Annotated in this window: 26 protein-coding genes; 11 read left to right on the forward strand and 15 right to left on the reverse strand. The window is 69.0% G+C overall.

Annotated elements, in window-relative coordinates; genetic code table 11:
• Positions 1–52: 52 nt before the first annotated feature.
• Entirely contained in the window at positions 53–1,135 is a 1,083-nt protein-coding gene (locus ACWF0M_RS08700) for a substrate-binding domain-containing protein (protein WP_452235005.1), read from the reverse strand.
• Positions 1,136–1,211: 76 nt separating this feature from the next.
• Here ACWF0M_RS08700 and ACWF0M_RS08705 point away from each other — a divergent pair, with 76 nt between their 5' ends.
• Together ACWF0M_RS08705 and ACWF0M_RS08710 are read left to right on the forward strand one after the other, a co-directional pair.
• The gene (locus ACWF0M_RS08705; protein WP_452235006.1) at positions 1,212–1,829 is read left to right on the forward strand and encodes a DUF624 domain-containing protein; all 618 of its coding nucleotides are present in this window, start codon (positions 1,212–1,214) and stop codon (positions 1,827–1,829) included.
• A gap of 60 nt (positions 1,830–1,889) precedes the next feature.
• Entirely contained in the window at positions 1,890–3,377 is a 1,488-nt protein-coding gene (locus ACWF0M_RS08710) for a DHA2 family efflux MFS transporter permease subunit (RefSeq protein ID WP_452235007.1), read from the forward strand.
• A 134-nt stretch (positions 3,378–3,511) separates the two neighbouring features.
• On the opposite strand, the gene ACWF0M_RS08715 is transcribed toward ACWF0M_RS08710, so the two are convergent.
• On the reverse strand, positions 3,512–3,898 hold the full coding sequence (locus ACWF0M_RS08715; protein WP_452235008.1) for a hypothetical protein: 387 nt from the start codon (positions 3,896–3,898) through the stop codon (positions 3,512–3,514).
• Between the two features lie 147 nt (positions 3,899–4,045).
• Here ACWF0M_RS08715 and ACWF0M_RS08720 point away from each other — a divergent pair, with 147 nt between their 5' ends.
• Entirely contained in the window at positions 4,046–6,586 is a 2,541-nt protein-coding gene (locus ACWF0M_RS08720; protein ID WP_452235009.1) for a Tex family protein, read from the forward strand.
• A 785-nt stretch (positions 6,587–7,371) separates the two neighbouring features.
• On the opposite strand, the gene ACWF0M_RS08725 is transcribed toward ACWF0M_RS08720, so the two are convergent.
• The 3 genes from ACWF0M_RS08725 to ACWF0M_RS08735 all read right to left on the reverse strand — a co-directional run bounded on the left by ACWF0M_RS08725 (position 7,372) and on the right by ACWF0M_RS08735 (position 11,233).
• Positions 7,372–9,513 carry a DUF222 domain-containing protein gene (locus tag ACWF0M_RS08725; protein WP_452235010.1) on the reverse strand — a complete coding sequence of 714 codons (2,142 nt, stop codon included), beginning with the start codon at positions 9,511–9,513 and terminating at the stop codon, positions 7,372–7,374.
• 496 nt (positions 9,514–10,009) lie between these two features.
• Positions 10,010–10,786 carry a GNAT family N-acetyltransferase gene (locus ACWF0M_RS08730; protein ID WP_452235011.1) on the reverse strand — a complete coding sequence of 259 codons (777 nt, stop codon included), beginning with the start codon at positions 10,784–10,786 and terminating at the stop codon, positions 10,010–10,012.
• Positions 10,787–10,828: 42 nt separating this feature from the next.
• A complete protein-coding gene (locus ACWF0M_RS08735; RefSeq protein WP_452235012.1) occupies positions 10,829–11,233 on the reverse strand; it encodes a helix-turn-helix domain-containing protein in 405 nt (134 codons plus the stop codon).
• A gap of 62 nt (positions 11,234–11,295) precedes the next feature.
• On the opposite strand from ACWF0M_RS08735, the gene ACWF0M_RS08740 reads away from it, so the two are divergent.
• Positions 11,296–12,474 carry an MFS transporter gene (locus ACWF0M_RS08740; RefSeq protein WP_452235013.1) on the forward strand — a complete coding sequence of 393 codons (1,179 nt, stop codon included), beginning with the start codon at positions 11,296–11,298 and terminating at the stop codon, positions 12,472–12,474.
• On the opposite strand, the gene ACWF0M_RS08745 is transcribed toward ACWF0M_RS08740, so the two are convergent.
• A complete protein-coding gene (locus ACWF0M_RS08745) occupies positions 12,455–12,874 on the reverse strand; it encodes a winged helix-turn-helix transcriptional regulator (RefSeq protein ID WP_452235014.1) in 420 nt (139 codons plus the stop codon). The two genes, ACWF0M_RS08740 and ACWF0M_RS08745, sit on opposite strands and share 20 nt — an antisense overlap.
• 64 nt (positions 12,875–12,938) lie before the next feature.
• On the opposite strand from ACWF0M_RS08745, the gene ACWF0M_RS08750 reads away from it, so the two are divergent.
• From ACWF0M_RS08750 to ACWF0M_RS08760, 3 genes are all read left to right on the forward strand, one after another.
• Positions 12,939–14,309: an MFS transporter gene (locus tag ACWF0M_RS08750; protein ID WP_452235015.1), complete on the forward strand. Its 1,371-nt coding sequence runs from the start codon at positions 12,939–12,941 to the stop codon at positions 14,307–14,309.
• A 276-nt stretch (positions 14,310–14,585) separates the two neighbouring features.
• On the forward strand, positions 14,586–14,768 hold the full coding sequence (locus ACWF0M_RS08755) for a hypothetical protein (protein ID WP_130386859.1): 183 nt from the start codon (positions 14,586–14,588) through the stop codon (positions 14,766–14,768).
• Complete coding sequence (locus tag ACWF0M_RS08760; protein WP_452235016.1) at positions 14,765–15,088, forward strand: hypothetical protein; 324 nt, start codon at positions 14,765–14,767, stop codon at positions 15,086–15,088. The genes ACWF0M_RS08755 and ACWF0M_RS08760 overlap by 4 nt, the downstream gene beginning before the upstream one ends.
• Before the next feature lie 157 nt (positions 15,089–15,245).
• On the opposite strand, the gene ACWF0M_RS08765 is transcribed toward ACWF0M_RS08760, so the two are convergent.
• Positions 15,246–15,998: a hypothetical protein gene (locus ACWF0M_RS08765; protein ID WP_452235017.1), complete on the reverse strand. Its 753-nt coding sequence runs from the start codon at positions 15,996–15,998 to the stop codon at positions 15,246–15,248.
• A 424-nt stretch (positions 15,999–16,422) separates the two neighbouring features.
• The gene (locus ACWF0M_RS08770) at positions 16,423–17,223 is read right to left on the reverse strand and encodes a methyltransferase domain-containing protein (RefSeq protein WP_452235018.1); all 801 of its coding nucleotides are present in this window, start codon (positions 17,221–17,223) and stop codon (positions 16,423–16,425) included.
• 88 nt (positions 17,224–17,311) lie between these two features.
• On the opposite strand from ACWF0M_RS08770, the gene ACWF0M_RS08775 reads away from it, so the two are divergent.
• On the forward strand, positions 17,312–18,169 hold the full coding sequence (locus ACWF0M_RS08775) for an aminoglycoside phosphotransferase family protein (RefSeq protein ID WP_452235019.1): 858 nt from the start codon (positions 17,312–17,314) through the stop codon (positions 18,167–18,169).
• A gap of 273 nt (positions 18,170–18,442) precedes the next feature.
• Here the strand turns inward: ACWF0M_RS08775 and ACWF0M_RS08780 are convergent, their stop codons facing one another.
• A complete protein-coding gene (locus ACWF0M_RS08780; protein WP_452235217.1) occupies positions 18,443–18,706 on the reverse strand; it encodes an alpha/beta hydrolase in 264 nt (87 codons plus the stop codon).
• A 16-nt stretch (positions 18,707–18,722) separates the two neighbouring features.
• Entirely contained in the window at positions 18,723–19,085 is a 363-nt protein-coding gene (locus ACWF0M_RS08785; protein WP_452235020.1) for a nuclear transport factor 2 family protein, read from the reverse strand.
• Between the two features lie 113 nt (positions 19,086–19,198).
• Between ACWF0M_RS08785 and ACWF0M_RS08790 the strand changes: the two genes are divergently transcribed.
• Positions 19,199–20,002: an MmyB family transcriptional regulator gene (locus tag ACWF0M_RS08790; protein ID WP_452235021.1), complete on the forward strand. Its 804-nt coding sequence runs from the start codon at positions 19,199–19,201 to the stop codon at positions 20,000–20,002.
• A 34-nt stretch (positions 20,003–20,036) separates the two neighbouring features.
• Here the strand turns inward: ACWF0M_RS08790 and ACWF0M_RS08795 are convergent, their stop codons facing one another.
• Positions 20,037–21,086: a hypothetical protein gene (locus ACWF0M_RS08795; protein ID WP_452235022.1), complete on the reverse strand. Its 1,050-nt coding sequence runs from the start codon at positions 21,084–21,086 to the stop codon at positions 20,037–20,039.
• Positions 21,086–21,601, reverse strand: coding sequence for a SigE family RNA polymerase sigma factor (locus tag ACWF0M_RS08800; protein ID WP_452235023.1), 516 nt, complete (start codon positions 21,599–21,601; stop codon positions 21,086–21,088). Before ACWF0M_RS08800 ends, ACWF0M_RS08795 begins: the two co-directional genes overlap by 1 nt.
• 154 nt (positions 21,602–21,755) lie before the next feature.
• Here ACWF0M_RS08800 and ACWF0M_RS08805 point away from each other — a divergent pair, with 154 nt between their 5' ends.
• Entirely contained in the window at positions 21,756–22,955 is a 1,200-nt protein-coding gene (locus tag ACWF0M_RS08805) for a hypothetical protein (protein WP_452235024.1), read from the forward strand.
• A gap of 104 nt (positions 22,956–23,059) precedes the next feature.
• Positions 23,060–23,599 (forward strand): hypothetical protein, encoded by a 540-nt coding sequence (locus ACWF0M_RS08810; protein WP_452235025.1) that lies wholly within the window; start codon positions 23,060–23,062, stop codon positions 23,597–23,599.
• Positions 23,600–23,651: 52 nt separating this feature from the next.
• Here the strand turns inward: ACWF0M_RS08810 and ACWF0M_RS08815 are convergent, their stop codons facing one another.
• Genes ACWF0M_RS08815 through ACWF0M_RS08825 form a run of 3 tightly spaced genes read right to left on the reverse strand, consistent with a single transcriptional unit; the run spans position 23,652 to position 25,951 of the window.
• Positions 23,652–24,092, reverse strand: coding sequence for a hypothetical protein (locus ACWF0M_RS08815; protein WP_452235026.1), 441 nt, complete (start codon positions 24,090–24,092; stop codon positions 23,652–23,654).
• The gene (locus ACWF0M_RS08820; RefSeq protein ID WP_452235027.1) at positions 24,089–24,613 is read right to left on the reverse strand and encodes a SigE family RNA polymerase sigma factor; all 525 of its coding nucleotides are present in this window, start codon (positions 24,611–24,613) and stop codon (positions 24,089–24,091) included. Before ACWF0M_RS08820 ends, ACWF0M_RS08815 begins: the two co-directional genes overlap by 4 nt.
• Before the next feature lie 21 nt (positions 24,614–24,634).
• Positions 24,635–25,951, reverse strand: a complete 1,317-nt coding sequence (locus tag ACWF0M_RS08825) for a diguanylate cyclase (protein WP_452235028.1) — start codon at positions 25,949–25,951, stop codon at positions 24,635–24,637.
• Between the last annotated feature and the right edge of the window lie 55 nt (positions 25,952–26,006).

Genomic DNA, 26,006 nt, shown 5'->3' on the forward strand with positions numbered 1-26,006 from the left:
TGGGAAAGGGCTTTCCTCGTCAATACCTCGGCGCTCGAATGATCACATTCGATCAGAACCGGAACACGGAGAGGTTCTGTTCCGTCGTCGCGGTTCCGCAGGAGGTGCGGATTTTGAGCTTGGGGAGGAGGCTGAGGTGCTGTACGGGCATCCCCGGCGACTGGAGTTTGCGGAGCAACAGGTCGCAGGCGGTCTCGCCGAGAGCACGCCGCGGCGGGCAGACCGCCGTGAGCGGTACGACGGCCAGCGCGGCGGTGACGTCGTTGTAGGCGATGACCGCCAGGTCCTCGGGAACGCGGAGGCCGAGCTCCATCGCGCGTTCGACCAGGCGGGCGCCGTGCTCGTCGGAGTGGACCAGCACGGCGCGACTCCCGAACGACTCGCATTCGGCGAGGAACGCGTCGAGCTGTGCGACCGCGCCGGGGTCGTCGCCGCGCATCGGCAGGTCGACCGGCGAGAGGAACACCTCGACACCGAGCGCCTTCGCGGCCGACTCGATCCCCCGGCGCAGCCAGTACGCCGTGACCGTGGCCTGCAGGTTGATCGCGATCCGGCGATGCCCGAGCGCCACGAAATGCCGCAGTGCCAGCATCGCGCCGTACGCGTGATCGGTGCGGACGTGGTCGTACTCGCGCGCCACCTGCGGGAACCCGAACGCGCGCTCCATCAGCACGACCGGTACGTCGATGTCGTCCAGCCGGGTGTCGAGCCGGTCCGCGTCGCCGTCGCCCAGCGCAGTACTGATCAGCAGGCCAGCGACCCCAATCCCGAGCACCTTGTCGAGCCGTTCACGCTCGGTCGCCACGTCGTACCCGGAGACGCCGAGGACCAGGCGCGCGCCGTACCGGTTCGCCATCGCCTCCGCGCCGCGGATCACGTCGGAGTAGTACGCCGTCGCGCTCGGTACGACGATGCCGATCGTCAGGCGGCTCCCGTGCGTCCCCTGGTCGGCGGTTCCGGTACCGATCGCGCCGCCGTGCACCCGGCGCAGCAGCCCGGCCGAGTCCAGTTCGGCCAGGTCCCGGCGTACTGTGATCGCGGAGACGCCCAGCTCGGCGACCAGGTCGGCCACCCGGAGCCGGCCGTGCCGGCGCAGGCTACGCAGGATCAGCTCGTGGCGCTCCTGTGCAAGCATGCAGTCCCCTGGTCTCTACGTGATTGTTCGTGATCATACGATCAGGACCCGCCCGTACGGAACGAGGAGACGATCGGTGGAGAAGGCCAACCGGACGAGCAGCGTGCTGTCGAAGGTCTCGGTCGTCGGCGACCTGCTGATGCTGCAACTCGTCTTCGTGGTGATCAGCCTGGGCATCCTGACGCTGTTCCCGGCCGCGTTCGCGATGCAGCGGGTGGTGCCGGACGCGATCAGCCAGGAGAGGCCGAAGCTGCTGCGGCGGTTCTTCAAGGAGTTCCGCTGGGCGATGAAGCAGTTCTGGCTGCCCGCGTTCGGTCTGTGGGTCGGCGGAGTGCTGCTGGCGTTCGGCATCTCCTTCTGGGCGAACGCGCACGGTCCGATGCGGATCTTCGCGCTCGCCATCCTGATCCCGCTCACCGGGATGATCCTCGGGCTGTACCTGAGCGGTCTGGCGATCCTGCCGGCGGCGCCGGAGACCTCCACGGTCAAGTCGCTGTTCCGGTCCGCCAACCTGTTTCTGCTGCGCCGCCCGATCCCGGTGGCCGGTGGGGTCGTCGTACTGCTCACCTGGTTCGCGCTGGCGTCAGTGGTGCCGACACTGCTCCTTGTCGGGTCCGGACTGGTCCCGGCACTCACGGCGTACACGCTGTCTTGGTCGCGTCGCGAAAAAACTTCTGACGACGTGTCAATCTGACCCCTCCTGGTTCGACGTAGAGGTGTAAGGCCACTACATCGAACTGCAAGGAGAACCGGAATGTACGCGACGACCGACACCCTGGCGACTGCGCCGGCTGCGCAGGGCGGCCGCTCGCGCCGGCTGGCGCTCTACACCCTCTGCGCGGGCATGTTGATGATCGTGCTCGACGTGACCGTGGTGAACGTGGCTCTGCCGGCCATTCAGGACGACCTGGGCTTCACGAGCTCCTCCCTCGCATGGGTGGTGAACGCGTACCTGATCGCGTTCGGCGGCCTCCTGCTGCTGGCCGGCCGGCTCGGCGACCTCCTCGGTCGGCGGAACGTCTTCACCGCCGGTCTGGTCGTTTTCACCGCCGCCTCTGTGCTCTGCGGTCTGGCTGAGTCGCAGGAGGTGCTGGTCATCGCCCGGTTCGTCCAGGGTGTTGGCGGCGCACTGACCTCCGCAGTGATCCTGGGCATGATCGTGACGCTGTTCCCCGAGCCGCGGGAGCAGGCCAAGGCGATCGGCATGTACGCGTTCGTCGCATCCGCCGGCGGGTCGATCGGCCTGCTGGCAGGCGGCGTACTGACGCAGGCGATCAGCTGGCACTGGATCTTCTTCGTGAACCTGCCGATCGGCGTGCTGACCGTCGTACTGGCCCTGAAGTTCATCGAGAAGGACAAGGGACTGGGGATCGGCAAGGGCACCGACGTACCGGGTGCGGTGCTGATCACCGCAGCACTGATGGTCGGCGTATTCACCATCGTCAAGCCGGCCGCTGAGCTCGGCTGGACCGCTCCGCGGACGCTGGTGCTGACTGCGGTGACGCTGGTACTGCTGGCCGGCTTCATCGCCCGCGAGGCGACCGCCGCCAACCCGCTGGTGCCGCTGCGGATCTTCCGCTCCCGCACCCTGACCGGCGCGAACCTGGTCCAGGCGCTGTCCAGCTCCGGGATGTTCGGCATCTTCTTCCTCGGCTCGCTGTACCTGCAGCGCGTACTCGGGTACGACGCTCTGGAGATCGGACTGGCCTTCCTGCCGACCACCGCGATCATGGGGCTGCTGTCGGTGAAGTACTCCGAGAAGCTGGTGATGCGCTTCGGCCCCCGCCGCCCGCTGATCGCCGGACTGTCACTGATCGTCGTCGGACTGGCCCTGTTCACGCAGGCCCCGGTCGGTGGCAACTACTTCGTCCACGTCCTGCCGGTGCTGGCCCTGCTGGGTCTGGGCGGCGGCATCTGCTTCCCGGCTCTGATGGGCCTGTCGATGTCGGACGTGAAGCCCGAGGACGCCGGTCTGGCTTCCGGCCTCATCGGCACCATGGGCGAGGTCGGCGCCGCCCTCGGCCTGGCCGTCCTGGCGACACTGTCCGCGACCCGTACCGCCTCGGTTGCGGCGACCAAGCCCGCCCTGGACGCCCTGACCGACGGCTACCACCTGTCCTTCGCCATCGCCGCCGTAATCGTCGCCGCCGCGGTAGCCATCGCCGTCACCGTAATGCGCCCCGCCAAGCAGCCGACCGAGGTCACCTCGGAGCCCGAAGAACTCCTCTGCGAAGCCGCCTGACCATTCTGTACGACGAACTCCCCGCGACTGGTCACGGGGAGTTCGTCGTACCCGCGGAGTACCACTTCCACCAGGCCAGCCCGCGCCGCCCCCCAACCACGTAGGCCCCCGCCCCGGCCAGTCGACGTTACCGCTCATCGTGTGGTGCGGGTGCGGGTGCGTTGGCGGACGGCGGCGATGGCAGTGAGTACGGCGCTGGCCGGCGCGGCGACGTACAGGCTGGTGGTGCGGCTCATGAACTCGGAGAGCAGGACGAAGAGCACGCAGAGCATGAGCAAGAACATGAATGCGGCGCTCAGTACCAGGTGTCTGTCCAACGCCGCGAGGCGGGCGCGGTATGCCTTTGGCGCGATACCGGACGGCAAGAACAGCACCGTGGCAAACGCGGCGGTCAGGATGTCTTCGAGGTGGCGGCTGTCGACCGCCTGCACGATCAAGGCGATCGGCGCGATCAGACAGAAGACCCGCATCAGCCTGGGCGGCGGGTCGGCCCTCTCGACGTACTGCTTGAACTGCCCCATGTGGTTCCTCCCCACAGGGATGATCGCACGGGTTGTCCACAGGTGCGGGTGGGACGGGTTTCAGGGTGGGGGGTGGGATGGGGAAGGATGTGGGACCTGGCCGGGGCAGAATGCTCGGTGGTTGTTGGGCGATGAGGGGAACGGACAGTGGTGGTGCAGTCGGTCGAGCAGCGGATCGCCGAAGAGCTTGAGGTCGGAGAGAACCAGGTGCGGGCAGCGGTAGCGCTGCTGGACGAGGGATCGACGGTCCCGTTCATCGCGCGGTACCGCAAAGAGGTTACCGGGATGCTGGACGATGCCCAGTTGCGCACCCTCGAGGAGCGCCTGCGGTACCTGCGGGAGCTCGAGGAGCGTCGGCAGACCGTGCTCGACTCGATCGAGAGCCAGGGCAAGCTCGACGACGCGCTGAAGGCGTCGATCCTGGAGGCCGACACCAAGTCGCGGCTGGAGGACATCTACCTCCCGTTCAAGCCGAAACGCCGTACCAAGGCGATGATCGCCCGCGAGAACGGCCTCGAGCCGCTCGCCGACGGGCTGATGGCCGACCCGGATGTCGAGCCGTTCGCCGCCGCCGCGGTGTTCGTGAACGCCGAAGTACCCGACCCGCAGGCCGCGCTCGACGGCGCCCGGGCGATTCTCGTCGAGCGGTTCGCCGAGGACGCCGACCTGATCGGCTCGTTGCGGGAGCGACTGTGGGAGCAGGGCCGACTGGCCTCCGCGGTCCGTGAGGGCAAGGAGACGGACGGCGCGAAGTTCTCGGACTACTTCGAGTTCGACGAGCCGTTCACGAAGATGCCGTCGCACCGGATCCTCGCGCTGTTCCGCGGCGAGAAGGAAGACGTGCTGACGGTCACCGTTGAGCCCCTGCCTGCGGGCGTGGAGGTGGACGGTCCGACGGAGTACGAAACGACCATCGCCCGCAAGGTCGGCGTCGACAACCTGGGCCGCCCAGCCGACAAGTGGCTGGTGGAGACGGTCCGCTGGGCGTGGCGGACGAAGATCCTCGTGCACCTCGGCATCGACCTGCGGATGCGCTTGCGGCAGGTCGCCGAGGACGAGGCGATCCGGGTGTTCGCGGCCAACCTGCGCGACCTTCTGCTGGCCGCGCCGGCCGGCACGCGCGCCACGATGGGCCTCGACCCGGGTTTCCGCACCGGCGTGAAGGTCGCCGTCGTGGACGCGACCGGCAAGGTCGTCAACACCGGCGTCATCTATCCGCACGTCCCGCAGAACCAGTGGGATAAGTCGATCGCCACCTTGGCCGCACTGGCGGCAGCACACGACGTACAACTGATTGCTATCGGCAACGGTACGGCGTCGCGCGAGACGGACAAGCTGGCGGCCGAGCTGATCGCCAAGCACCCGGAGCTCAAGCTCACCAAGGCCGTCGTGTCCGAGGCCGGCGCATCCGTCTACTCCGCGTCGGCGTTCGCGTCCCAGGAGCTGCCCGACATGGACGTCTCGCTGCGCGGCGCGGTCTCGATCGCGCGCCGGCTGCAGGACCCGCTGGCCGAGCTGGTAAAGATCGACCCGAAGTCGATCGGCGTCGGCCAGTACCAGCACGATCTGCCCGAGAACTCCCTGTCCCGCTCGCTCGACGCAGTCGTCGAGGACTGCGTGAACGCGGTCGGCGTCGACCTGAACACGGCGTCCGCGCCGCTGCTCACCCGGGTCTCCGGCATCACGCCCGGCCTGGCGGACAACATCGTCCAGCACCGCGACGTCAACGGCCCGTTCACGTCACGTACGGCGCTGAAGGACGTCGCCCGCCTCGGACCGAAGGCGTTCGAGCAGGCAGCCGGGTTCCTCCGGATCCCCGACGGCGACGACCCCCTCGACGCGTCCAGCGTGCACCCGGAGTCCTACCCCGTCGTACGGCGGATCCTCGACGCGACCGGCTCCGATGTAAAGGCGCTGATCGGGTCGGCTGAGCTGAAGCGGCTGAAAGCGGCGGACTTCGTCGACGACATGTTCGGTCTGCCGACCGTCACGGACATCCTGGCCGAGCTGGAGAAGCCGGGGCGGGACCCGCGGCCGGCGTTCAAGACCGCGGTGTTCGCCGAGGGTGTGGACAAGATCGCGGACCTGAAGCCGGGGATGAAGCTGGAGGGGCAGGTCACGAACGTGGCCGCGTTCGGCGCGTTCATCGACATCGGCGTGCACCAGGACGGGCTTGCGCACGTGTCGGCGCTGTCGAAGAACTTTGTGAAGGACCCGCGCGAGGTGGTCAAGCCGGGCGACATCGTGATGGTGAAGGTACTCGAGGTCGACATCCCCCGACAGCGGATCTCCCTCACCCTCCGCCTGGACGACGAGGTCGGCTCTCCTGGCCGCCAGCCGGGCGGCCAGGGCCGTAGCCAGGCCGGCAGCCCTGGTGGCGGTCAGGGCGGCGGTCGGGGGCGTGGTCCCGGTGGATCAGGCGGCCAGGGCCGTGGGCCTGGCGGATCCGGGAGTCAGGGCCGTGGTCCGGGCGGCTCGGGTGGCTCCGGCGGTCAGGGCCGTGGTCCGGGCGCTTCCGGTGGTCAGGGCGGTCAGGGTCGCGGGGCTGGTGGCTCGGGTGGCCAAGGTGGTCAGGGCGGGCGTGGCGGCAACCGGGGATCCGGTGGTCGTGGCAACCAGCCCGAGACCCCGATGGACGAGACCTCCCTCGCCGACGCGTTCCGCAAAGCCGGCTTCACCGTCCGCTGACGCCGAGGGGTGACGACCAGCTCCGACGCACCAGGCGAATCCAGCGAGGAGGACCCTGATACACGACCTGCTCGTCACCCAGCACATCACCGTCACCGGCGCGATCGAGCAGACGCGGCTACTGGCGGGCGATCGCTAGGAGGTGCTCGAGATGTGCCGTTCACCTACCGAAGCACCGTCGTAGCCGGTGCCGGCGTACCGAAGCGCGCAACCCGCGCCGCGCCGGGACCGCAGCATCGAGCGAGCCGCCCGTCGCCGATCCGCCTGGCACAGAAGCCATCGCCGCTGATCCACCCGGCGTGAAACGCCGCACCACCGCGTCAGGCGCGCACCCTGCCCCGCTCCACCTCGCGCCACCTCGCGTCACGCCGCGTCCTGACGGCAGCATCGAGCGAGTTGCCCGTCGCCGATCCGCCTGGCGCGGAAGCCATCCCGCTGATCCACCTGGCGCAGCGATCCGCTGCATGGCAGAGCCGCCTGGCGCGAAGCCACCGTGACTGATCCACCTGGCGCGGACGCCCGATCGCGGCCGGATCGGCGTCGGCGCACGAGGCGACGTCGGGCTTGCTGAATTGGCCCCGTGATCTCCTGAGCGGGCTGAGACTGGGAACAAACCCGGCCGATAGGACTCGACTGCGCCCCGCGAGCAGGGGCAGCAACTGGTCGTGATCGCCCTCTCATCTAGGTCTGTGCGGCAACTCGGCTGGTCTGCACGCCTGACCCCTAGGGCGTGCGCGCTGGCTCGACTCGAGCGCGGCGAAACTCAACGGGACCCAGCCGTCGGCTCACGGGTCGACGCGGTGGGTGCCGTCGGGGTCGACGTGGAAGGTGAACCCGTGGGGCGTGGTCCACTCGAGTGTCTTGTAGTCGATCCGGCGCACGTTCCAGCCGCGGGCATGGGTCTTCACCCGGTGCCCGAACCTGCCCAGCGGCGCGAGATTCGTCGTACTGGTCTGGCCGGTGGGTCCGTGCGGGTCGTAGGGCTCGATGTGATCGAGGTCGATGGTGCTGGTGGTCTCTCGGTTGCCGTACGGAAACAGCTCGACCGGGTAGGTGAACCTGACGCGGTCACGGATCCGGGTCGGAATCTCATACGCATCGACACTCACCGCATCGTTCAGATCGATCACCGGCTTCACCGTGTACGGCCCATACCCGATTACTTCGGCCAGTTGCGCCGCAAGCAACGGCCCGATGGTCTCGGCACGCAACACACCGCTCCCGGTAGCCAGCGTGTGGTCGGTGAGATGCACGACCACCTCGGTCTGTCCTGGACGTACCTGTCCCTTGGTCCCGCCGTCCGGTCGGGCCGGCGCACTCGGGTGCGTCAACTCACCTGGACCACCTGGACCATCTGGGTCGCGCGGACCGCCGAGGTTGGCGGGGTGGGTCGGGTAGCTCGGGTTGGCGTAGGCGTCCTGCTTGATCTGCGCGAGCCGCGCGCGGAGTGCCCGCAACGCGGCAGCATCCATCGCCGAACCCTGGTCGGGTTCGTTGCACACGTCCGCGGCCTGGGCTGATGTTCGCCGGTCGAAGGGGTCGGACGGCGGGTCGGGGTCGTAGGGCGCGGCGGCTTCGAGCCACGGATCGTCCGGCGGACCCGCCGGCTCCATCAGATCGAGCGGCTCGGGCAGTTCGAGCGACCCTGACGGCTCGAGGCGGTCCGATCGCCCGGGCGGGTTTGGCAGTTCGACAGACTCCGGCGGTTCGAGCGAGTCGTGGGGTTTGAGCAGGTCATCGGGTTTGAGCGAGCCCGGTGGCTCAGGCGGGTCTGACAGGCGGCGGGCGCCGGGCAGCGGCTGGCCCAGGGGGCCGGCGTGCGGCCCGCCCTCTCTACTCTCACCAACCGGTGCCACCGCATCGCCCGGCAGCACCACGTCGTCCTGCACCACGTCGTCGCCCTGCACCACGTCGTTCTGCACCACCGGGCCGTCCTGCACCGCCGGGTCGTTCGGCGTTGCCGGGTCTTGCCGCGTCACCGGACTGTCCTGTGCCGTCGCGTTGCCCTGCGCCGGCGGGTTGTTCGGCGTCGCTGGGTTGTTTGGTGTCGCTGGGTTGTCGGGGGTTGTGTGGTCGTGGGGTTCGTGGTGGGTGGGTGGCTTGGGGTTGGTGGGGCTGGGTGGTGGGGTGGGCGGGAGGGCTGTTTCGATGTGGGTGCGGGCTTGGGCGAGGAGTTCTTGGGTGTAGCGGGGGTCGGCGTTGATCTCGAGGGCGTCGGCGCGGCGGTGCTGGATGGGGCGGGTGTCGCCGAGGGCTTTGAGGGCTTCGGCGATGTCGGTGATGGTCGCGTTCCAGCGGTTGACGGTGGCGGCGGCGGCTTTGATGTAGATGGTTTTGTTGCCGTGGGCGTCGCCGCGGCTGATGTAGACGCCGCGTTCGTCGGCGGCCTCGGTGGTTTCGTCGGCGGCGTGGGTGGGGTCGGCGTGGTTGCGGGCGGCGCGGGCGATCTTCTCGAGCCGGTGGGGGGAGATGGTGTCGATCACGGCGGCGACCTTGCGGTCGACGTAGGCGGCGGCGAGGCGGTCGAGTTTGGTGCAGGCGCGGACGATCTGGCGGGCCTTCCACGGGGTGGCCTGCCCGGCCTGGATCGCGGTCCAGGTGCGGGGGAAGCGGTGGCGGAGGGCGAGGGCGTCGGCGAGCAGGTCGCGGCCGACCCCGGCCGAGACGCCGAGGACGAGGGCGAGTTCGGCGATCGCGAACTCGGCGATTTCGGGGCAGCCGTCGCCGCCGAGGATGACGGCGCGTTCGCGGCCGTCGACGGCGCGGCGGGTGGGGCGGGTCGGGCAGATGGAGGGGTGGTGGCGGTCGGCGTAGATCTGGGCGCATCCGAGCAGTCGGGCGTCGGCCTGGCTGGCGATGGCGCGGCATTCCGCGGCGTTTTCCAGCAGGTCGCGGGTGGGGAGCGACTCCAGATCTTCCTCGAACATGTGTTTGATTCTACGGCATTTGAGTGGGGGATCCAAGCCTCAGGATGCATGGATTCCCTTATCCACAAGGGGAAACGTCACAGGTCCGGCGTACAGGAAAACGTGTAGGTGGGGTAGGCGGCGACTAGAGCGGGGGCGCTGATCGCGAAGATGCGGTCGGCATGCGTGGCGAGGTCGGGGCGGCAGCCCGAGTCGGGGCCGTGCGTTTCGGGGCTATACGTTTCGGGCGGTGCGCCTCAGGGCCGTGCGCCACGGGGCCGTGCGCCTCAGGGCCGTGCGCCACGGGGCCGTGCGCCTCGGGGCCGTGCGCCTCGGGGCCGTGCGCCTCGGGGCCGTGCGCCTCGGGGCCGTGCGCTTCGGGGTCGTGGGGGGTTGGGCTGCGGGTGCAGGGGTGTTTAGGAAGGCTTGGTGGTCGGCTTGTGGGGAGTGGCGTAGTTCGGCTAGAGGCTCCGCTCGGACCGTCGGCTCAGTCGACCATGCCGTGGCCGTGGCATGGTTAGCGTAGGTCGGATAGGTGGTCGCCGGGGTCGCCGAGGTGGATGGCGGTTGCCTTAGGCCCGTATCCGAGTCGCCGGTACACGCGGTCCGCACCGTCGTCCCCCGGCGTCAGCCAAGCGAGCGTCACGCCGCCGAGCTCGAAGGCCTTCAACGTCGCGTACGCCGTCGCGATGCCACCGAATCCGCGCCGTCGATGACTGTGAACCGTTCCGACCCCGGCAACCTCGGACACCTCGTCCGCGACCGCGGTCCACGCAGCAGTCGCGACTGGTACGTCGTCGGCGTACACGAGAACTGCTCCGCCATCGGCGGGATCCGGCTTGAAGGCGAAGCCGGTGCCGTCCATCTCGTATGCCTCCGCTGCCACCGTGTTCGCCACCTCCTGGTCCTCGTCCGAGGCCACGACCCGCACGGTCACGCCGGCCGGGAACTCGGGAAGGATCAACTCGGCCGGTGAGACGACGAGGAGGGGCAGGCGAGAGACGAGCGTCATCCCGTTCGCGGCGAGGGCCTCGGCCAGGCCGGGGTTCGCCTCTTCGACGAGTTCTGCGCTGAGCCATCGCCCTTCGGCCGCGAAGGCTTGGCGGATCGTGTCGAGCGCCCACGGGAGGTCGTCCGGCGAGAACGGCTGGCCGGGCTCGGCCGCGAGCAGGCCGGACAGGTACCAGTCGTCCTTGTCGTGCAGCAGACCGGCGAGGGGCCCGGCGATCACCTGTCGTTTCGATCGCGCGGCTCCGGTCAGTTGAGCCGCGGCGATCCGCGCACCGATCTCCATGCCAAGGACCCTACGCGCGACCGAGATCACCGTGCGGTCGGGTCAGGCGAGCTGGAGGAGGTCGAGGAGGCGGCTCAGGTCGGCGGGGCCCGGGGGACGGCCCAGGACTACGGCGAGGGCGTCGAGCGTCGCGATCAACTCGCGGCGGGTGGCGGCTCGCGACCTTCCGCCGGCGACAGCGGCGAGCACCGTGTCGACCCGGTCGGAGCCCGCGACGAGGCCGGCGCCGATGGACGGCGACGGCACCGGTTCCTCGTCGCCGATGCGTACGTCGAGCCGCGCGCCGAGCGCCGTGGCGAGCCGGTCGAGTGCGGCGATCGTGGGGTTGCCGCGCCCGTTCTCCAGGTTCGCGATGTACGGCACGGACAGGCCGGCGTCGACGGCGACCGACGCGATCGTCCGCCCGGTCGCCTTCCGCCGGTCGCGCAGGACGTCACCAAGCTCCATGCGATCTATCTTCACAGAACACTCTTGCCGTTGTCTATCTCGACAAGATAGATTCCGGCGCCGTGAGGGACTTTCGGAGGCTCTGGTTCAGCGGCGCGATCTCAGGGATCGGGTCATGGCTCCTCGTGGTCGCGATTCCGTTCCACGTGTTCGCGTTGACCGGATCGGCGGTCGCCACCGGGCTGACCTTGGCGCTGGAGGCTCTTCCGGCGCTCCTCATCGGCCCGTGGGCCGGCGTACTGCTGGACCGCTGGAACCTGGCGCGAGCGATGTGGATCGCCGATCTGGTCAGCGCGGCGGCCGTCGGGCTGATCCTGTTCGCCGACCGCGACCACATCTGGCCGATCTACCTCGCGATCCTGCTCGAGAACACCGCAACAACCGTGTTCCGTCCGGCCGCCCGCGCACTGCTGCCGACCGTCGTCGGAACCGGCAAAGAACTGGCCAGAGCGAACGCGATCAACGCCGTTACCAGCAGCGCGATCCGCCTCGCCGCACCGCCGCTCGGCGCACTGCTGCTCGCCGGCCCCGGCATCAAGTTCGTGCTCGCCGTCGACATCGTCAGCTACTTGTTGTCAGCAGCAACCATCGCGACCGTCCGCACCCGCCGGCACGCGACTGCGAGCGCCCCACCAAGGCCACTCGAAGGACTCCACGCCGCGATCCGGCACCGCGCCCTGCGCGGCGTCCTGATCGGCCAAACGGTCTTCCTCACGGCCAACGCCGGCCTGACGGCGCTCCTCGTACCGTTCACCGTCAACCGCCTACATGCGCCCGGGTACGTCGTGGGCTACCTGATCTCCGGCCTCGGCGCCGGGTACCTGATCGGCGCCGCCCTGAGCACGAAAGCCGCCCGCCTCCTCGGAATCCGCGAACTCCTCGCCCTGACCCAACTCGCCACAGCCGCAGCGTTCTTCGGACTCTTCAACGCCCCGAACATCCCAGTGGCGATCGTCGCCGCGGCCCTCATCGGCCTGCCTGGCAGCATCCTGCTCATCACCGCCGAGACCACGATCCAGCGCACCGCACCACGGGAAGCCCTCGCGAGCGTGGGCGCGATCTTCTTCGCCGCCGACTCACTCGCCCTGTTGATCGGTGCACTGGCTGCACCTGCGGCGACGATTGCGCTCGGCCTACCGATCACGCTCAACGTCATCGCAGCACTCGCCGTCTGCGCCGCGGGCCTGACGTTGCTCGTCGTACCGAAGCACCCGGCGAGCTTCACCCGAGGCCGGAGCTGACCGCATCGTATCGAGCTCGCGCAGTAGCAATCTCCACCTGATGAGTCTCCGTCCAGGTGACGAGCGACTGGATCGTCGCGTGCAGCGTGACGCCGAGCGGGGTGAGCTCGTAGTCGACGCGCGGCGGCACGACCGGGTGGACAGTACGGCGGACCAAGCCGTCCCGCTCCAACTGGCGCAGGGTGACCGTGAGCATCCGCTGACTGATCCCGTCGATCGTCTTCTTCAGCTCGGTGAACCGCATGCACCGGTTGTCCAGCAGCGCGATCACCAGCAGGGACCACTTGTCGCCGATGCGGTCCAGGATCTGGCGTACGTCGCAGTCCTCGCGCGTGTCCCACTGGAACGCCTCCTCGGTACAGCAGGAGTGCCCCGGTTCCTTTGAAGTGCCTTCTTCCACAACTCCCGATGGTTCCTGATGATGGGGTCAGTTACAAGAGGTAACCATGAAAGGGAGTCCCTACGTGTCAACAACAGTCAGGCTGACCGGCCGCGCCTGGGCCGTTCTGTTCGTCCTCTGCGGCGCGATCTTCCTGGAAGGCATCGACGTCTCGATGATGGGCGTCGCGCTGCCGTCCATCCGGGCCGAGCTCGGCCTGACCACCGGCGAGCTGCAATGGATCGTCAGCGCCTACGCGCTCAGTTACGGCGGGTTCGTGCTGCTCGGCGGACGCGCCGCGGACCTGCTGGGCCGGCGGCGGATGTTCGTCGGCTGGCTGGTGGTGTTCCTGCTGTTCAGCGGTCTCGGCGGGTTCGCCACCGAGGGCTGGGTACTGATCCTGGCCCGCTTCGTCACCGGGATCGCGGCCGCGTTCATGACCCCGGCCGGCTTGTCGATCATCACGACGACGTACCCCGAGGGACCACAACGCAACAAGGCCTTGCTGGTGTACGCCGGAACCGCGGCCGGCGGATTCTCCTTGGGCATGGTCACGGGCGGACTGCTCACCGCGATCGACTGGCGATGGGTGTTCTTCGCGCCGGTGATCGTCTCGGCCATCATCCTGGCGGGCGCCGTCGCGCTGATTCCCCGTGACACCGTGCGGGCCGAACGAGAAGGCGGGTTCGATCTGACCGGGGCCCTCACGCTGACCGGCTCGATGTTGTTGCTGGTGGCAACCGTCGTGCGGGCGCCCGACGTACCGACGGCACAGACAGTGGCAGGTGCTGCTGCCGGACTGGTGTTACTCGGGGCCTTCGTGATGATCGAGCGGCGCGTGGACGCGCCCTTGATCAGGCTCGGACTATTGCGGAACACCGCGCTGATCCGGGCGAATCTCGGCGCGATCCTGCTGGTCGGATCGTTCGTCGGATTCCAGTTCATCGCGGTGCTTTACCTGCAGGAATTGCGCGGCTGGTCCGAACTGGAGACCGGACTCGCCCTGATGGTGATCGGCATCGACGCCGTACTCGCCCCGACCCTCACGCCCTGGCTGGTGACCCGGTTCGGCAACGGCCGCGTGGTGCTCGGCGGATTCGTACTCGCGGCCTTCGCCTACACGGCATTCCTGCCGCTGGGGGCGAACTTCGCGGGCATGCTTCCGGCGTTCCTGCTGCTCGGGCTCGCGTTCGCGCTCGCGTATGGGCCGTTGACGATCGCGGCGACCGAGCGGGTCGCCGAGGACGAGCAGGGGCTGGCGAGCGGCGTACTGACGACGTCGTTCCAGTTCGGATCCGCGCTCGGGTTGGCGGCCGTTGCGGCAGTCCTGGCGGCGGGCGACGAACTCACCGCGGGCGGATTCCGCACCGGGCTCGCAGTACCTCTGGCGGCCGCCGTGCTCGGTGTCGTGGTGGCTTGCATTCCGGTGCGTGAGCGAGCTGATGCAAACAGTTAGTAGGACGCTCAAATATCTCTGCCGGTCGCACAATTCGCGACGCCGAATCGTTACTTGCAAATAGCTGCAAACATTCTTGACAGGGTTTCAGTTCCGCCTGACGATCCGGCTGAGAGGGCGTTGACCTGCGCGTTCGTAGGGTTTCCCTACTCTGCGTTAGGCCTCTGTAAAGGTCCCTACCAAAGTGTTCCGAAGGTACCCACCAATGAGGTGTTCTTTATCTCAACGCCGGACAAAGCCGTCCGGGGTAGGACCGAGACTGCCGAAGGAACCGCGATGACCGAGACGCTGGAGACCCCCACAACGCACCGTCGCGTGCGGGTCTGGTTCGGCGCTCACCCGATCGCGGACCACACCGCCATGGCGGAGCAGGCAGTGCAGTACGAGGAAGCCATGCGCCGCCGGTTCGCGTCCCTCCGGGTGACGAGCGAGCCGGTGCTGGTGGACGCAGAGCGATGACCACCCGGCCGACGCTGCTCGGGTACGTACGGGCCGACGCGCTGAGTTGCGCGGAGGAGCTGGCCGCGGCGACGGATTCCCTCGTCGCCTTCGCCAGCGCCGAGGGATTCACCCTCGGGACCGTCTACACCGAGCGCGATTCGGCCGAGTCCGCGGCCTTCCACGCACTGCTCGACGAGGTGAAGCGGTCCGACGTACACGCTGTCGTCGTACCGACCATGAACCACCTCGGGCTCGGCAGCCCCGGCGGCTCTCCGGCCGCGACGCGGCAGCACCTCGAGTTCCACCAGGCGCACGTCTGGGCGGCCGACTCGAGATAACTCCACACAGGCAAGCGGAGCTGACGTCTTGACCCCTGCATCGGCGTCGGTTCCGCTCTCCACCTCCACAGCTGCACCGGGGATGCCCGGGCGGTAGTGGACCACCAAGGCCCCACCGGCTGCTACCGGTGGGGCCTTGTCCATGCTCAGGACATGCTCAGGCCACGATCGTGTAGCCGTAGCGCTTCATCGCAGTGGCCACGGAGGTGTTGAAGATCCCGGTCACCTCGAGCTTGAAGTGCAGCTGCACCTTCCGGATCACCCGCTGGAAATGCAGGTGCCAAGGTACGCCGGCCGGCGGCACGGTCTCGGCCTTCGTGATCGCACCGACCCGCGGGTGCGCCGCCCAGGCGATCACCCGGGCCCGGTCCGCGCCCCACACGCCGGTCATCGCGTCATGTGTCCGCGCGTACTCCATCGCAGCCAGCGAGATCGTCGAGTCCGGCACCGGGTCCTTCGCCGGGTGTGCCTTCAAGTACGCCTCCCAGGTCATCCCGTAGTACCCGGGAGGGCCATCGTCCTTGCCCCGATCGGCCAGCCCGTTGCGCTTGCGGTGGTACTCCGCCACCTGATGCGCGGCGCCGCGGGACAGGTCCTTGTCGCCGACCGCGATCGCGTGCACGTGGTACGGCCAGTTGCCCTGCGCGGGCGTCCGCAACCAGGCGGCGAACCCGACCTGCCGGAGCGCCTTCACCACGGCGACCCGCTGCGCGGCGCTCTTCGTCCGTACGTCGACGTCGACCGCGCCGCCGCCGTCATGGGTCCCGGCCGACGCTTCCACGCCGCCGGCGTTGTACGACCCCTGCAGGATCGCGAACTTCGACTGGTACAGCTGCTCCGCGACCTCGACCATCGCCACGGTGCGCTTGTTCATCGTGACGCCGCGCCAGGAAATCCTTGCCTCAGGCATCTTTCCCACCGGCCTCTACCCCGAGGATCCGCTCCGCATCCTCAGCCGCCCCGAGCGCCTCCAGTTCGTCCAGCTGCTCTTCGGTCAACTCGTCGTCGAACACTTCCGGCATAGCTGTTCCTTCCCCCTTGGTGTCCGCGCACCGACCCCTGGTGCACGAAAATCGCCAACCAGCCTAGGCCGCTGTCAGGTCAGGTACTACCCGGTTAGGTTTGAGGAATGTGAAGTTTTCCGACCGGATCGCGTGCCGGGGTGTGTGCGGATCCGGGATCTGGGGTACCTGTAGGTGGTCCCGCGGTTCGGTCAGTGCCATTCGGGCATGGGTGGTGTTCACCGAGCCGCGAGTTCTCCCACTGAGGGGCGGGAGAACGACCGGCCCGGCGGGTGTGTCTCTCCCAGGACGCACCCGCCGAGGTCGAACACCTCAGAGCGCCGACGCGACGAACAAGTACCTGTTCAGGCTGAAGAAGTACCCCGTGCCGAGACCGCGCAGATCGTCCGCCCAGGCGCGCGCCTCCTCGTGCGTCACGTCGGCGTGACCGGGGACGAAGTCCGACACGATGTCGATCAGGCCGCCGCTGTACGTGCGTTGGTCGTACGCCGTGTTGAGGATCGGCACCACCTGCTGATGGGTCGGCGTGAAACCGGTCTTCACCAGTACGTCGGCCAGCGTCCGCGGCAGATGCGGATCCGCCAGGTGATCCTCGAACGCGGTCAGCACCCGCCGCATCCGCTCGTCGTCGCTCGATCGCCACACCACCGATCCCCAGTCGGTGTCGAGCAGTACGACGCGACCCGCCGGCCGGAGCACCCGTCGTACCTCCTCCAGCGCGTCCGCGACGGCGTCGACGTACTCGAAGACCTGGGTCGAGACCACCACGTCGAAGCTCTCCGCCGGGTGCGGGATCCGCGCGACCGAACCGAGTTCGAGCTCGAGGCCCGGTCCGCCGGGTATGTCGGCGCGGGTGCGGGCGATCGCCAGCATGCTCTCGCTGATGTCGATCCCGCAGATCCGCCCGCTCGGCCCCACCTCGCCGGCCATTTCCGCAGCCAGCAAACCTGGCCCGAAACCGACGTCCAGCACCCGGTCCCCCGGCCGCAACGCCAACGCCGCCCGCACTGCCCGCCGCTGCTCGACCACGTCCGGCGTCGTGTACACCGCCTCGATCTGCCGGGACACCTCCGCGTCGAACTGCAACCCGTCCTCGTCAACCTCTCCGCCCATCCCAACATCATGGTCCCCGATCCCGCCGCCGGGGAGGGCATTTGCAAATCGGATGAATGCCCCGGGTTGCCCCGGATACGGTGACCGCGTGATCGAGTTGCCCGAGGAGTTCCTGCGGATGCCGCGGTGGTGGACCGAGGGCGCGGACTGGCTCCGGGACCTGCCGATGGCGGTTGAGCGGCAGTGCCGGCAGTGGGATCTGACGGTGGTGGGAGCGGTTGCACACGGGTCGAACGCGGTCGTCGTACCGGTTCGGCGGGGTGACGAGGAGTTCGTACTGCGGATGTCGCCGCCCGGAGCGCAAGTCGCCGAACAGACCTGGGCGCTCCGTTGGTGGGCAGGGCGGGGCATGGCCCAGCTGTACGACGTGGACGTCGGGGCCGGTGCGATGTTGCTGGAGCGGTTGTCGACGCCGTTGACGAGCCGTCCCGTCGACGAGGCGGTCGCCGTACTCGGGCAGCTGATGCGCAGACTCGCCGTACCCGGACCGGAGGATGCGCTGTCGACCGGGGACATCGTGACGACTCGATCAGCTGAGCTGGAGCCGCAGTGGGAGCGGCTCGGCCGGCCGTTCGACGCCGCGATCCTGCGTGAGGCGCTCGACATCGCTCCGACCGAGACCACGTCGACCGCTGCGGTCAACGGCGACTTCCACTCCGGCCAGGTCCTCGCGGGACACCGGGAGGCATGGCTGACCGTCGACCCGGCGCTGTACCGCGGCGACATCGAGTTCGACCTCGGTCGTGTCCTGTGGTGGGACCTCGACAAGATGACCGAGATCGTCCCGTACTTCGATCTCGCGGTCCGCGAAGCCGGTCTGGACCGGGACCGCGCCCGCGACTGGGTGATCTGGCGGACCGTCGACTACTGGCTGTGGGGCTTAGCGGCCGGCCTGACCGAGGACCCGGTCCGCTGCGCACGGCTGATCACAGCGCTCTCCAGGTGAAGCGGCTGCGCATCATCCGCGGCACGTCGGCTGGACAGCCCCGGAACTGCCGGCGGGGCTGCCCGGCAAGTGACGGTGGGCTTGGCCGGGTGGGGGGCTCGCGTCGATCGACCGGAAGGCTGGGAAACTAATCGCCACCTGCTGACCATTTCTTTCCCATCCTGAGGGTCGGTGCGGTCGGCTGGTGCTGATCGATACCTGGAGCAGGCCGTTGAGTCTCATCCGGGGCATGACGATCCCATGTCCCCCCGACGGACTTACGGCGCTGACCACTTAGTAGCTCGTGGTCGGCAGCCTGCCCACCAGCAGGTAGTCGGCGATCCGGTCCCGCGCACAGGTTGAGTTGAAGTACGCCGTGTGTCCGTAGGCGTCGGCGGTCAGCAGTCGGCTGCTGTCGATCTGCCGTGCCAGGCTGCGGGCGCCGGTGATCGGCGTCGATCCAGGTCCCGCGCGGGTCGAAGCTGACGAGGTGATCCTTCGCCGGGACCTTGGCGACGTACACGTTCGTCGTCGGCCGGCCGGTTTCGACCAGTCCAGTGCTGTGCCCGAAGGTTCAGTGCGCTGGGGCGAAGTCGTGGAATCCGATCAGCTGCTGGATCTTCCCGTCCGCGTCGAGGACGACGATGTCGGTGCCGCCGGCGACCGGCTCCTGCCCCTCGGCCTTCAGGTGCCAGGTCCAGCGCAGGTAGTTGTGGTGCTCGTCGATGTCGCCGATGCGGACGAACGACAGCCCGGGGAACATCTGCTGCGCGGCGCCGACCAGCTTGTTCAGCTCGTCGTGGCCGGCGGTCTCGAAGCTCGGGTCCTGGAAGGTCGCGTCGTCGGCCCAGGTCCCGGCGATGAGCTCGGCCCGGCGGTCCGCGTCGGCGGCGTTCCATGTGGCGAAGTACTGGTCGGCGAGAGTCGTTGCGTTCATAGCGTTTCCTCCTCGATCGGTTGCGATGACCAGAACCTTGCCGTGCGGTCCGGCGTACCGTCGATGACGTCAGAGGTAATGGAGATGTCTACGCCACCCGCTACGGTCGGAGCATGGCAGCGACGATCGAGGAGACGTTCCAGCGCCCCGTGGGTGAGCTTCTGCGCGATTGGCGGGAGCGCCGGCGGCTCAGTCAGCTCGAGCTGGCGAACCGGGTCGAGGTGTCCACGCGGCATGTGAGTTTCGTGGAGACCGGGCGGTCGAAGCCGAGTCGCGAGATGGTGATGCGGCTGGCCGAGCATCTCGACGTACCGCTGCGGGACCGCAACCAGCTGCTGCTCGCCGGCGGGTTCGCACCGGTGTACAGCGAGGCGTCGCTGCACTCGCCGTCGATGCTCGCGATCCGTACGACGCTGCGCCGCCTTCTGAAGGCCCACGAGCCGTACCCAGCACTGGTCGTCGACCGCTGGTGGAACATCGTCGAGGCGAACGCCGGGATCGCGATCTTCACCGCGGACGTCGACGAGAAGTTGCTCCAGGCACCGATCAACGCACTGCGCCTGACCCTGCACCCGGACGGCCTGGCACGGCGGATCGCCAACATCGCCGAGGTCCGCTCAGCCGCGCTCGCGAGCCTGCAACGCCAGGTCGCCGGCACCGCGGATCCTGAACTCCAGGACCTGTACGACGAACTTCGCGGGTACGCCGCCAACGACAACCCGGCACCACCCGGGCCGGCCGAGGTCGTCGTACCGTTCAACCTCACCCACGACGGGCGGGAACTGTCTTTGCTGACGACGATCGCCACCTTCGGCACACCGCTCGACGTCACGGTGTCGGAGCTGATGATCGAGTCCTTCTACCCAGCCGACGACACGACCGCGGAATACCTCAGGAGTGCTGCCACCGGCGAGTAGGGCTGCGTGACCTACTCGCCGGTGGCCGGATGCCCTACCGGCCTGAGGAGGGGTGGCCGGTCGGGAACGTCGTCGGGAAGCTCGGCGTCGGGAGGCTGGGCTTCTCGGTCGGCGCCGGGAACGTCGGCTTGGTCGTCGGCACCGACGGCTTGCTCGGGAGCGTCGGCTTGACCGTCTGCGGCTTGCCCGGGTCGACGGTCACCTCAACCCCACCGGAGACCGTGACCGTCGGCAGGGACGGGGCAGTCGGCTTGCTGGTCGGCTTGCCCGGCACCGTCGGCAGGGTGGGCTTGCCGGGCAGCGTCGGCTTCGCGGTCGGTACGCCGTTCACGCAGTCCGGCAGCGAGGGCGTCGGGATGGGCTTCGTCGTCGGCAGGCTCGGCTTGGCCGTCGGGACGCTCGGCAGGGTGGGCTTGCTGGGCAGCGTCGGCTTCGTCGTCGGCAGCGACGGCTTCGTCGGCAGCGTCGGCTTCGCGGTCGGCAGCGTCGGCTTGGTCGTCGGCACCGGCGGCTTGCCCGGCAGCGTCGGCTTGCCGGTCGGCTTCGCGGTCGGCCAGCTCGGCTTGGTCGTCGGCAGCGACGGCTTCGTCGGCAGCGTCGGCCTGGTCGTCGGGAAGCTTGGCTTGGCCGTCGGCAGCGTCGGCTTGGTCGTCGGCACCTGCGGCTTACCAGGCAGCGACGGCTTGGTCGGGAGAGTCGGCTTCGCCGTCGGCGGGTTGTTGGGGTCGATGGTCTTGTTCACCGACACCGTCGCCTTGGGCAGTTGCGGCTTCTCCGGCTGCTGCGGCTTCTGCGGCAGGCAGGTCGGGTCCACCGACGGCGCCGTCGGCGTACCGGCTGGAATCACCGCCGACACCGGGGGCTTTCCGCCACCGGCCAGCAGGTTCTTCACCGGCAGGGCCGGTCCGCCCACCGCGGCGGACACCGTCGCAACGGTTCCGGCCAGTGCGGTGACACCCGCCGCGGCCAGTCCCCGGCGCAGCCAGGTCAGCCGCTTGCCGCGCCGCATCAGGTCGCCGGCGTCCGGCTGCCACGGCTCCATCTCGTACGTGAGAGCTTCGTGTACCCGCTGCTCGTCACTCATCAGTTTCCTCCAACTCCGGTATCGATCAGGTCGGGTGCCAGACGCAACTTGGCCAGCGCCCGGGAGGCCGTGCTCTTCACGGTCCCGGCCGCCATGCCGAGCAGCTCGGCGGTCTCGGCCTCGGAGAGATCCTGCGAGTAGCGCAGCGCGACCACGGCTCTCTCCCGGACGGTCAGACCACTGAGGGCCGAGAGCACGGCCTCCCTGGTCTGGACCGCCCCGGCGAAGTCCGCCACCGCTCGCTGGTCCCAGTCGTTCTGCACCGGATCGCTGGGTACTTCGTTGTTCCAGCGCCGGCGGGCCTGGGAGAGGAATCGGTTGACCAGCACCCGCCGGACGTACCGCATCGGGTCGCCCTCCAGCCGGTGCCACTTCGGATAGGACCGCATCAACGCTTGCTGCACCAGGTCCTCGGCGGTATGCCGATCGCCGCACAACATCTCCGCGAAGCGGAGCAAGGGGGTCGACTGCGCCACGACGAATCGCTCGAAGTCGGCGTCCGCGGTCCGGGTCATCGATTCTCCTCAGCCTCTGTCACACCCGTCCAAACCCGCTGGGTGACCGATCGGGTTCTGTGCAGTCACCAGAAATTTATTCACGGACTATGCAGAAGAGGTGTTGGTGAGTCACATTGGGTGCACCAGCCTTCACCGCCCCGGAGTTCCGCCCATGCGTATCACCCGTACGACTGCGCTCACCGCCTGTCTGGCCGTGACCGCCGCGATCTTTACGGCAACCTTGCCGAGCACCGCCGCCGTACCGGACCCCGTCTCAGTCGCAGCTCAACCTGTCGCCGGATCCAGCAACGTCAAGGTCGACGGCAGCCGCATCGTCCTCGGCGACGCCCCGGCCGCGATCGGATCCACCGAGATCAAGCAGCGCTCCGGCCTCGCCGAACTCACGCCGGTCCAGTTCGCGGATCCCACGTCGGCCGTTGTCGTCGGCTACACCTTCGGTACGCCGGACGGTTCGTCGGCGGAGGTCGACGTACGGGCGTGGATCAACAACAGGTGGTCGGAGTGGACGGCCGTCAAGGCCGGTACGCCGACCGCGCTGCCGAGTGCGAGCGACCAGGTCCAGGTCCGCATCATCGTCAGTGCACCGTCCACCGGCGCGAGCCCGTGGGTCGGCGACGTCACGGTGCAGCCCACGGACCAGGCCGCCGTACCGCGGATGGCGATCCAGGCGGCTCCGCTCAAGTCGCACGTCTTCGCGACACGGGAAGGTCTGGTCGGCGGTACTACGGCCAACGGCCACGTGATCGTGAGCCGGGACCACTTCGTCGCCCTGCCGTCACGACGAGGCCTGTCCGGCGCCGGATCCGGTACGTACTCGGTGAAGGTCTGCACCGCCTCACGCTGCGCCTTCGAACCGGTATGGGACGTCGGTCCGTGGAACACCAAGGACGACTATTGGAACCCGAGCGCGACCCGCGAGATGTGGACGGACCTGCCGCAGGGCAAGCCCGAGGCGCAGGCGGCGTACCAGAGCGGGTACAACGGCGGGAAGGACCAGTTCGGCCGGACTGTTGCCAACCCGGCGGGGATCGACCTTGCGGACGGTGTCTTCTGGGACGCGCTCAAGCTGGCCGACAACTCGTGGGTCGACGTCACGTACCTGTGGACGGGCGATGGTGGGCGCGGGACGGTGTCGATCTCGTCCGGGTACCTGAACGTGCGGAATGCACCGAACTCGACCGGTGCGGTTGTTGGGATGGCGGGTAAGTCGGCTCAGGTCTCTGTTGAGTGCCAGACGACGGGCGAGAGCGTCACCGGGTCGCAGGGCACGAGCAATGTGTGGCTGCGGGTCAACGCCGGCATGTACGTCGCGAAGGCGTGGGTGTCAGCGGGGAGCTTCGGCGCCTGCTGAACCTCAGCCACTCACCAACGTCTTAAAACAGCACGGCCGCACGCTCGCGGATTGCTTGGCAGGCGTGCGGCCGGTCGCTTGGTGAGTGTCTGGGGTCCGCCTACTTGCCGCGTGACGGGCCCGTCGGCGGCTGCGACGGGGTTGCCCGCGACTCCGGCGTCCGGGTCGGCGCGGCAGACGGCGTGCCCGGCACGGTCGGCGTCGCCCAGACCGTCGGCGTGGGACGTACCGGACGCGGCGCCCGCGTCGGCGTCGGCGTCGCCCACACCTCAGGCGTCCGGCACGAAGGATCACTCGGCGTCGGAACCACCCGAGGGGTCGGCGTCGCAGTCGGCGGGCGCGATGGCGAGGTGGTTGGGCGGCAAGTGGGGGGCGGAGTTGGTGGGAGGGTCGGGGGCACGGGGCGTGCGGATGGTGAGCGCGTCGGGGTGGTGGGCGCGCTGGGGGTGGCCGCGCTGGGGGTGGCTGCGGTTGGAGTGGCGCTGGGAGTTGCCGCGGAGGCGGCTGAGTTTCCGCTGCGCGCCATCGCCGTGCCGGCGACTGCGACGCCGACCACCGCCGCGGCTGCGAGCCCGCCCAGCAGTATCCGGGTCATCCGCCGCTTCCGGCCTACCTCGTCCATTGTTACCCTCCGCACCTATTGATGTTCGGTCGGGCTGAAGGACGCAGCCGGGTAGCGAAAAGGTTCTGCCGGCCTCAGCGCGGAGTACGAGTCGCCGGAGCGGACGGGGTCGGCAACCCCGTCGGCGTACGCCCCGGCGGCCGGGCAGGCGTGGTCGCCGTCGGAGTACTGGTGGGCCGCGCCGTCGGCGTCCCACCAGGCGATGTGCTCGGAGGAGGCGGAGTCGGAGGAGGCGGAGTCGGAGGAGGCGGAGTCGTAGGCCGGACGGTCGCCGACGGACCAGGGTTCGCAGGCTGCGGTACGTCGCCGCGCAGCTGACCACTGCCCGCGATTCCCGCGACAGCAATCACGCCGACAACCGCAACCGAAGCCCCGACCGCAGCGACCCGCCCCCGCACCCGCCGCCGACGAGCGCCGGCAATCACCCGCGCCGGATCGAGCGGCGCGATCGAGTGGTCCGGTGCCAGCGCGACCCGGAGCTGCTCCTCGGCCGGCGTCCCGCGCTCGTCGTTCATGATCGCTCCCCCACACCGCTCAGCTCCGGCGCGGCCCGCAGCTTGTCCAGGGCCCGCGCGTTGGCGCTCTTCACCGTCCCGATCGCCACCCCGAGGACCGCGGCCGTCTCCCGCTCGGTCAGGTCCTCGACATACCGCAGTACGACGACCGCTCGTTCACGCCGGCTCAGCGTGGCGAGCGCGGCCCCCACCGCGACCCGCCGATGGACCCCACCACTCGGATCGACCTCGGCCTCGAGGAGCAGGTCGAGCTCGGCAGGGTCACCTGTTGGCCGCTCACGCCACGGACGTCGCCGTACCCAGGACAGGTGCTGGTTGACCACCGCCTGCCGGACGTACGCGAACGGGTCGGCCATCTCGATCCGGTCCCAGCGCAGGTACGCCTTCTCCAGCGCGGTCTGCACGAGATCCTCCGCGAGGCCCGCATCACCACACAGCACCCGCGCGAAGTGCACCAACCGCGCGGATCTGGCCAGCACGAACGCCGTGAAGTCGTCGTCACGACTCCCCGTTGCCGCCATCAGTGCTCCGTCCTGCCGTCCTCACCTCACAGGACGCTGGGCGGGCGCCAAAGGTTCTGTCTGTTCCGAGAATTGTGTCGACGCGGTCAGCCGGGGCAGCGGGACGGTGTCGGCGGCCAGGCGGACGCGGTTCCGGCCGGCGGCCTTCGCGGCGTACATCGCGCGGTCGGCGCGGAGCAGCAGGTCGTCGACGGTCGCCCCGTCGGTCGGGTACACCGCGACGCCGATGCTGACGGTCAGGAGGAAGGTGTCCGGGTCGAGGTCCGGGTCGTCGAGTACGCCGGCGCACATCGCGGCCAGCGGGCTGTTGGCGACCGCGTTGCGGAGCCGGTCGGCGGTCACCGTCGCCTCGTCGAGGCCGGTGTCCGGAAGCGCGATCACGAACTCCTCGCCGCCGAACCGGCCGATCACGTCCTTCGCCCGGATCGCGCTGCGCAGGATCGTCGCGACCGCGCGCAGCGCCTCGTCGCCGACCAGGTGCCCGTGCCGGTCGTTGACCTGCTTGAAGTGGTCGATGTCGATCAGCAGCACCGCCATCGGCTCGTGCTGGTTCCGCGAGGTGCGCAGCATCTGCTCGGTCCGGCGGCGCCACCAGTCGACCCGGGTCAGGCTGGTCTTCGGGTCGGTCTGGGCTTCGGTCTCCAGCGTGCCGAGGAGCAGCGCGCGCTGTGCGGTCAGCGTGATCGGGATCGCGACGAACGCGAGCCACGGGCTGATCAGGCAGGCCGCCGCGAGCAGGCAGCCGAAGGTGGCGGCGGTCGCGTCGGTGCACAGGTCGTCGATGCCGCCGACCGTCTCGCGGCGGTTACTGCCCGGGATGATCAGCGAGATCGCGAGCCCGCACAGCAGGGTGTCGGTCACGACGTAGGCGATCGCGCCGCCGACCATCGACACGACCAGGCCGAGGCCGCTGTCGCCGGTCAGGCCACGCGCGGAGACGAAGACCGAGTGCGCGGCGCCCACCGCGAGGACATGGACGGCGGTCGAGAAGGCCCACCGGTACGGGATGCACTTGCCGGCCCGGATCCGCCACCAGATCCGCAGCAGCACCGCGACCAGGATCGCGAGCGCCGGATGCAGGATCAGCGCCGCGGCGATCATCCACGCCGGGGCGAAGTCCTTGTGCAGCGCGCCGCCGCGCCGCCGCCGGCTCTCGACCCGGCGGGCGCCCTCGACGGAGATCAGCGCGGAGACGGTCAGCGCGAACACGACGTCCAGCCCGCGCCAGCTCGGGCGGTCGGTGAACGCGTGCACGCCGTACCCGATCCCGGCCAGGTCGACGAGCACGACGACAGCGAACGCCGGGACCGTCAGGGTCCAGAGCGCCCAGGAACGCATCGCTCGCCTACTCTGTGCAACCATCACCTCACACGGTACGGCGTGTAGGCGTCAG

Source organism: Kribbella sp. NPDC055110 (assembly GCF_053607525.1).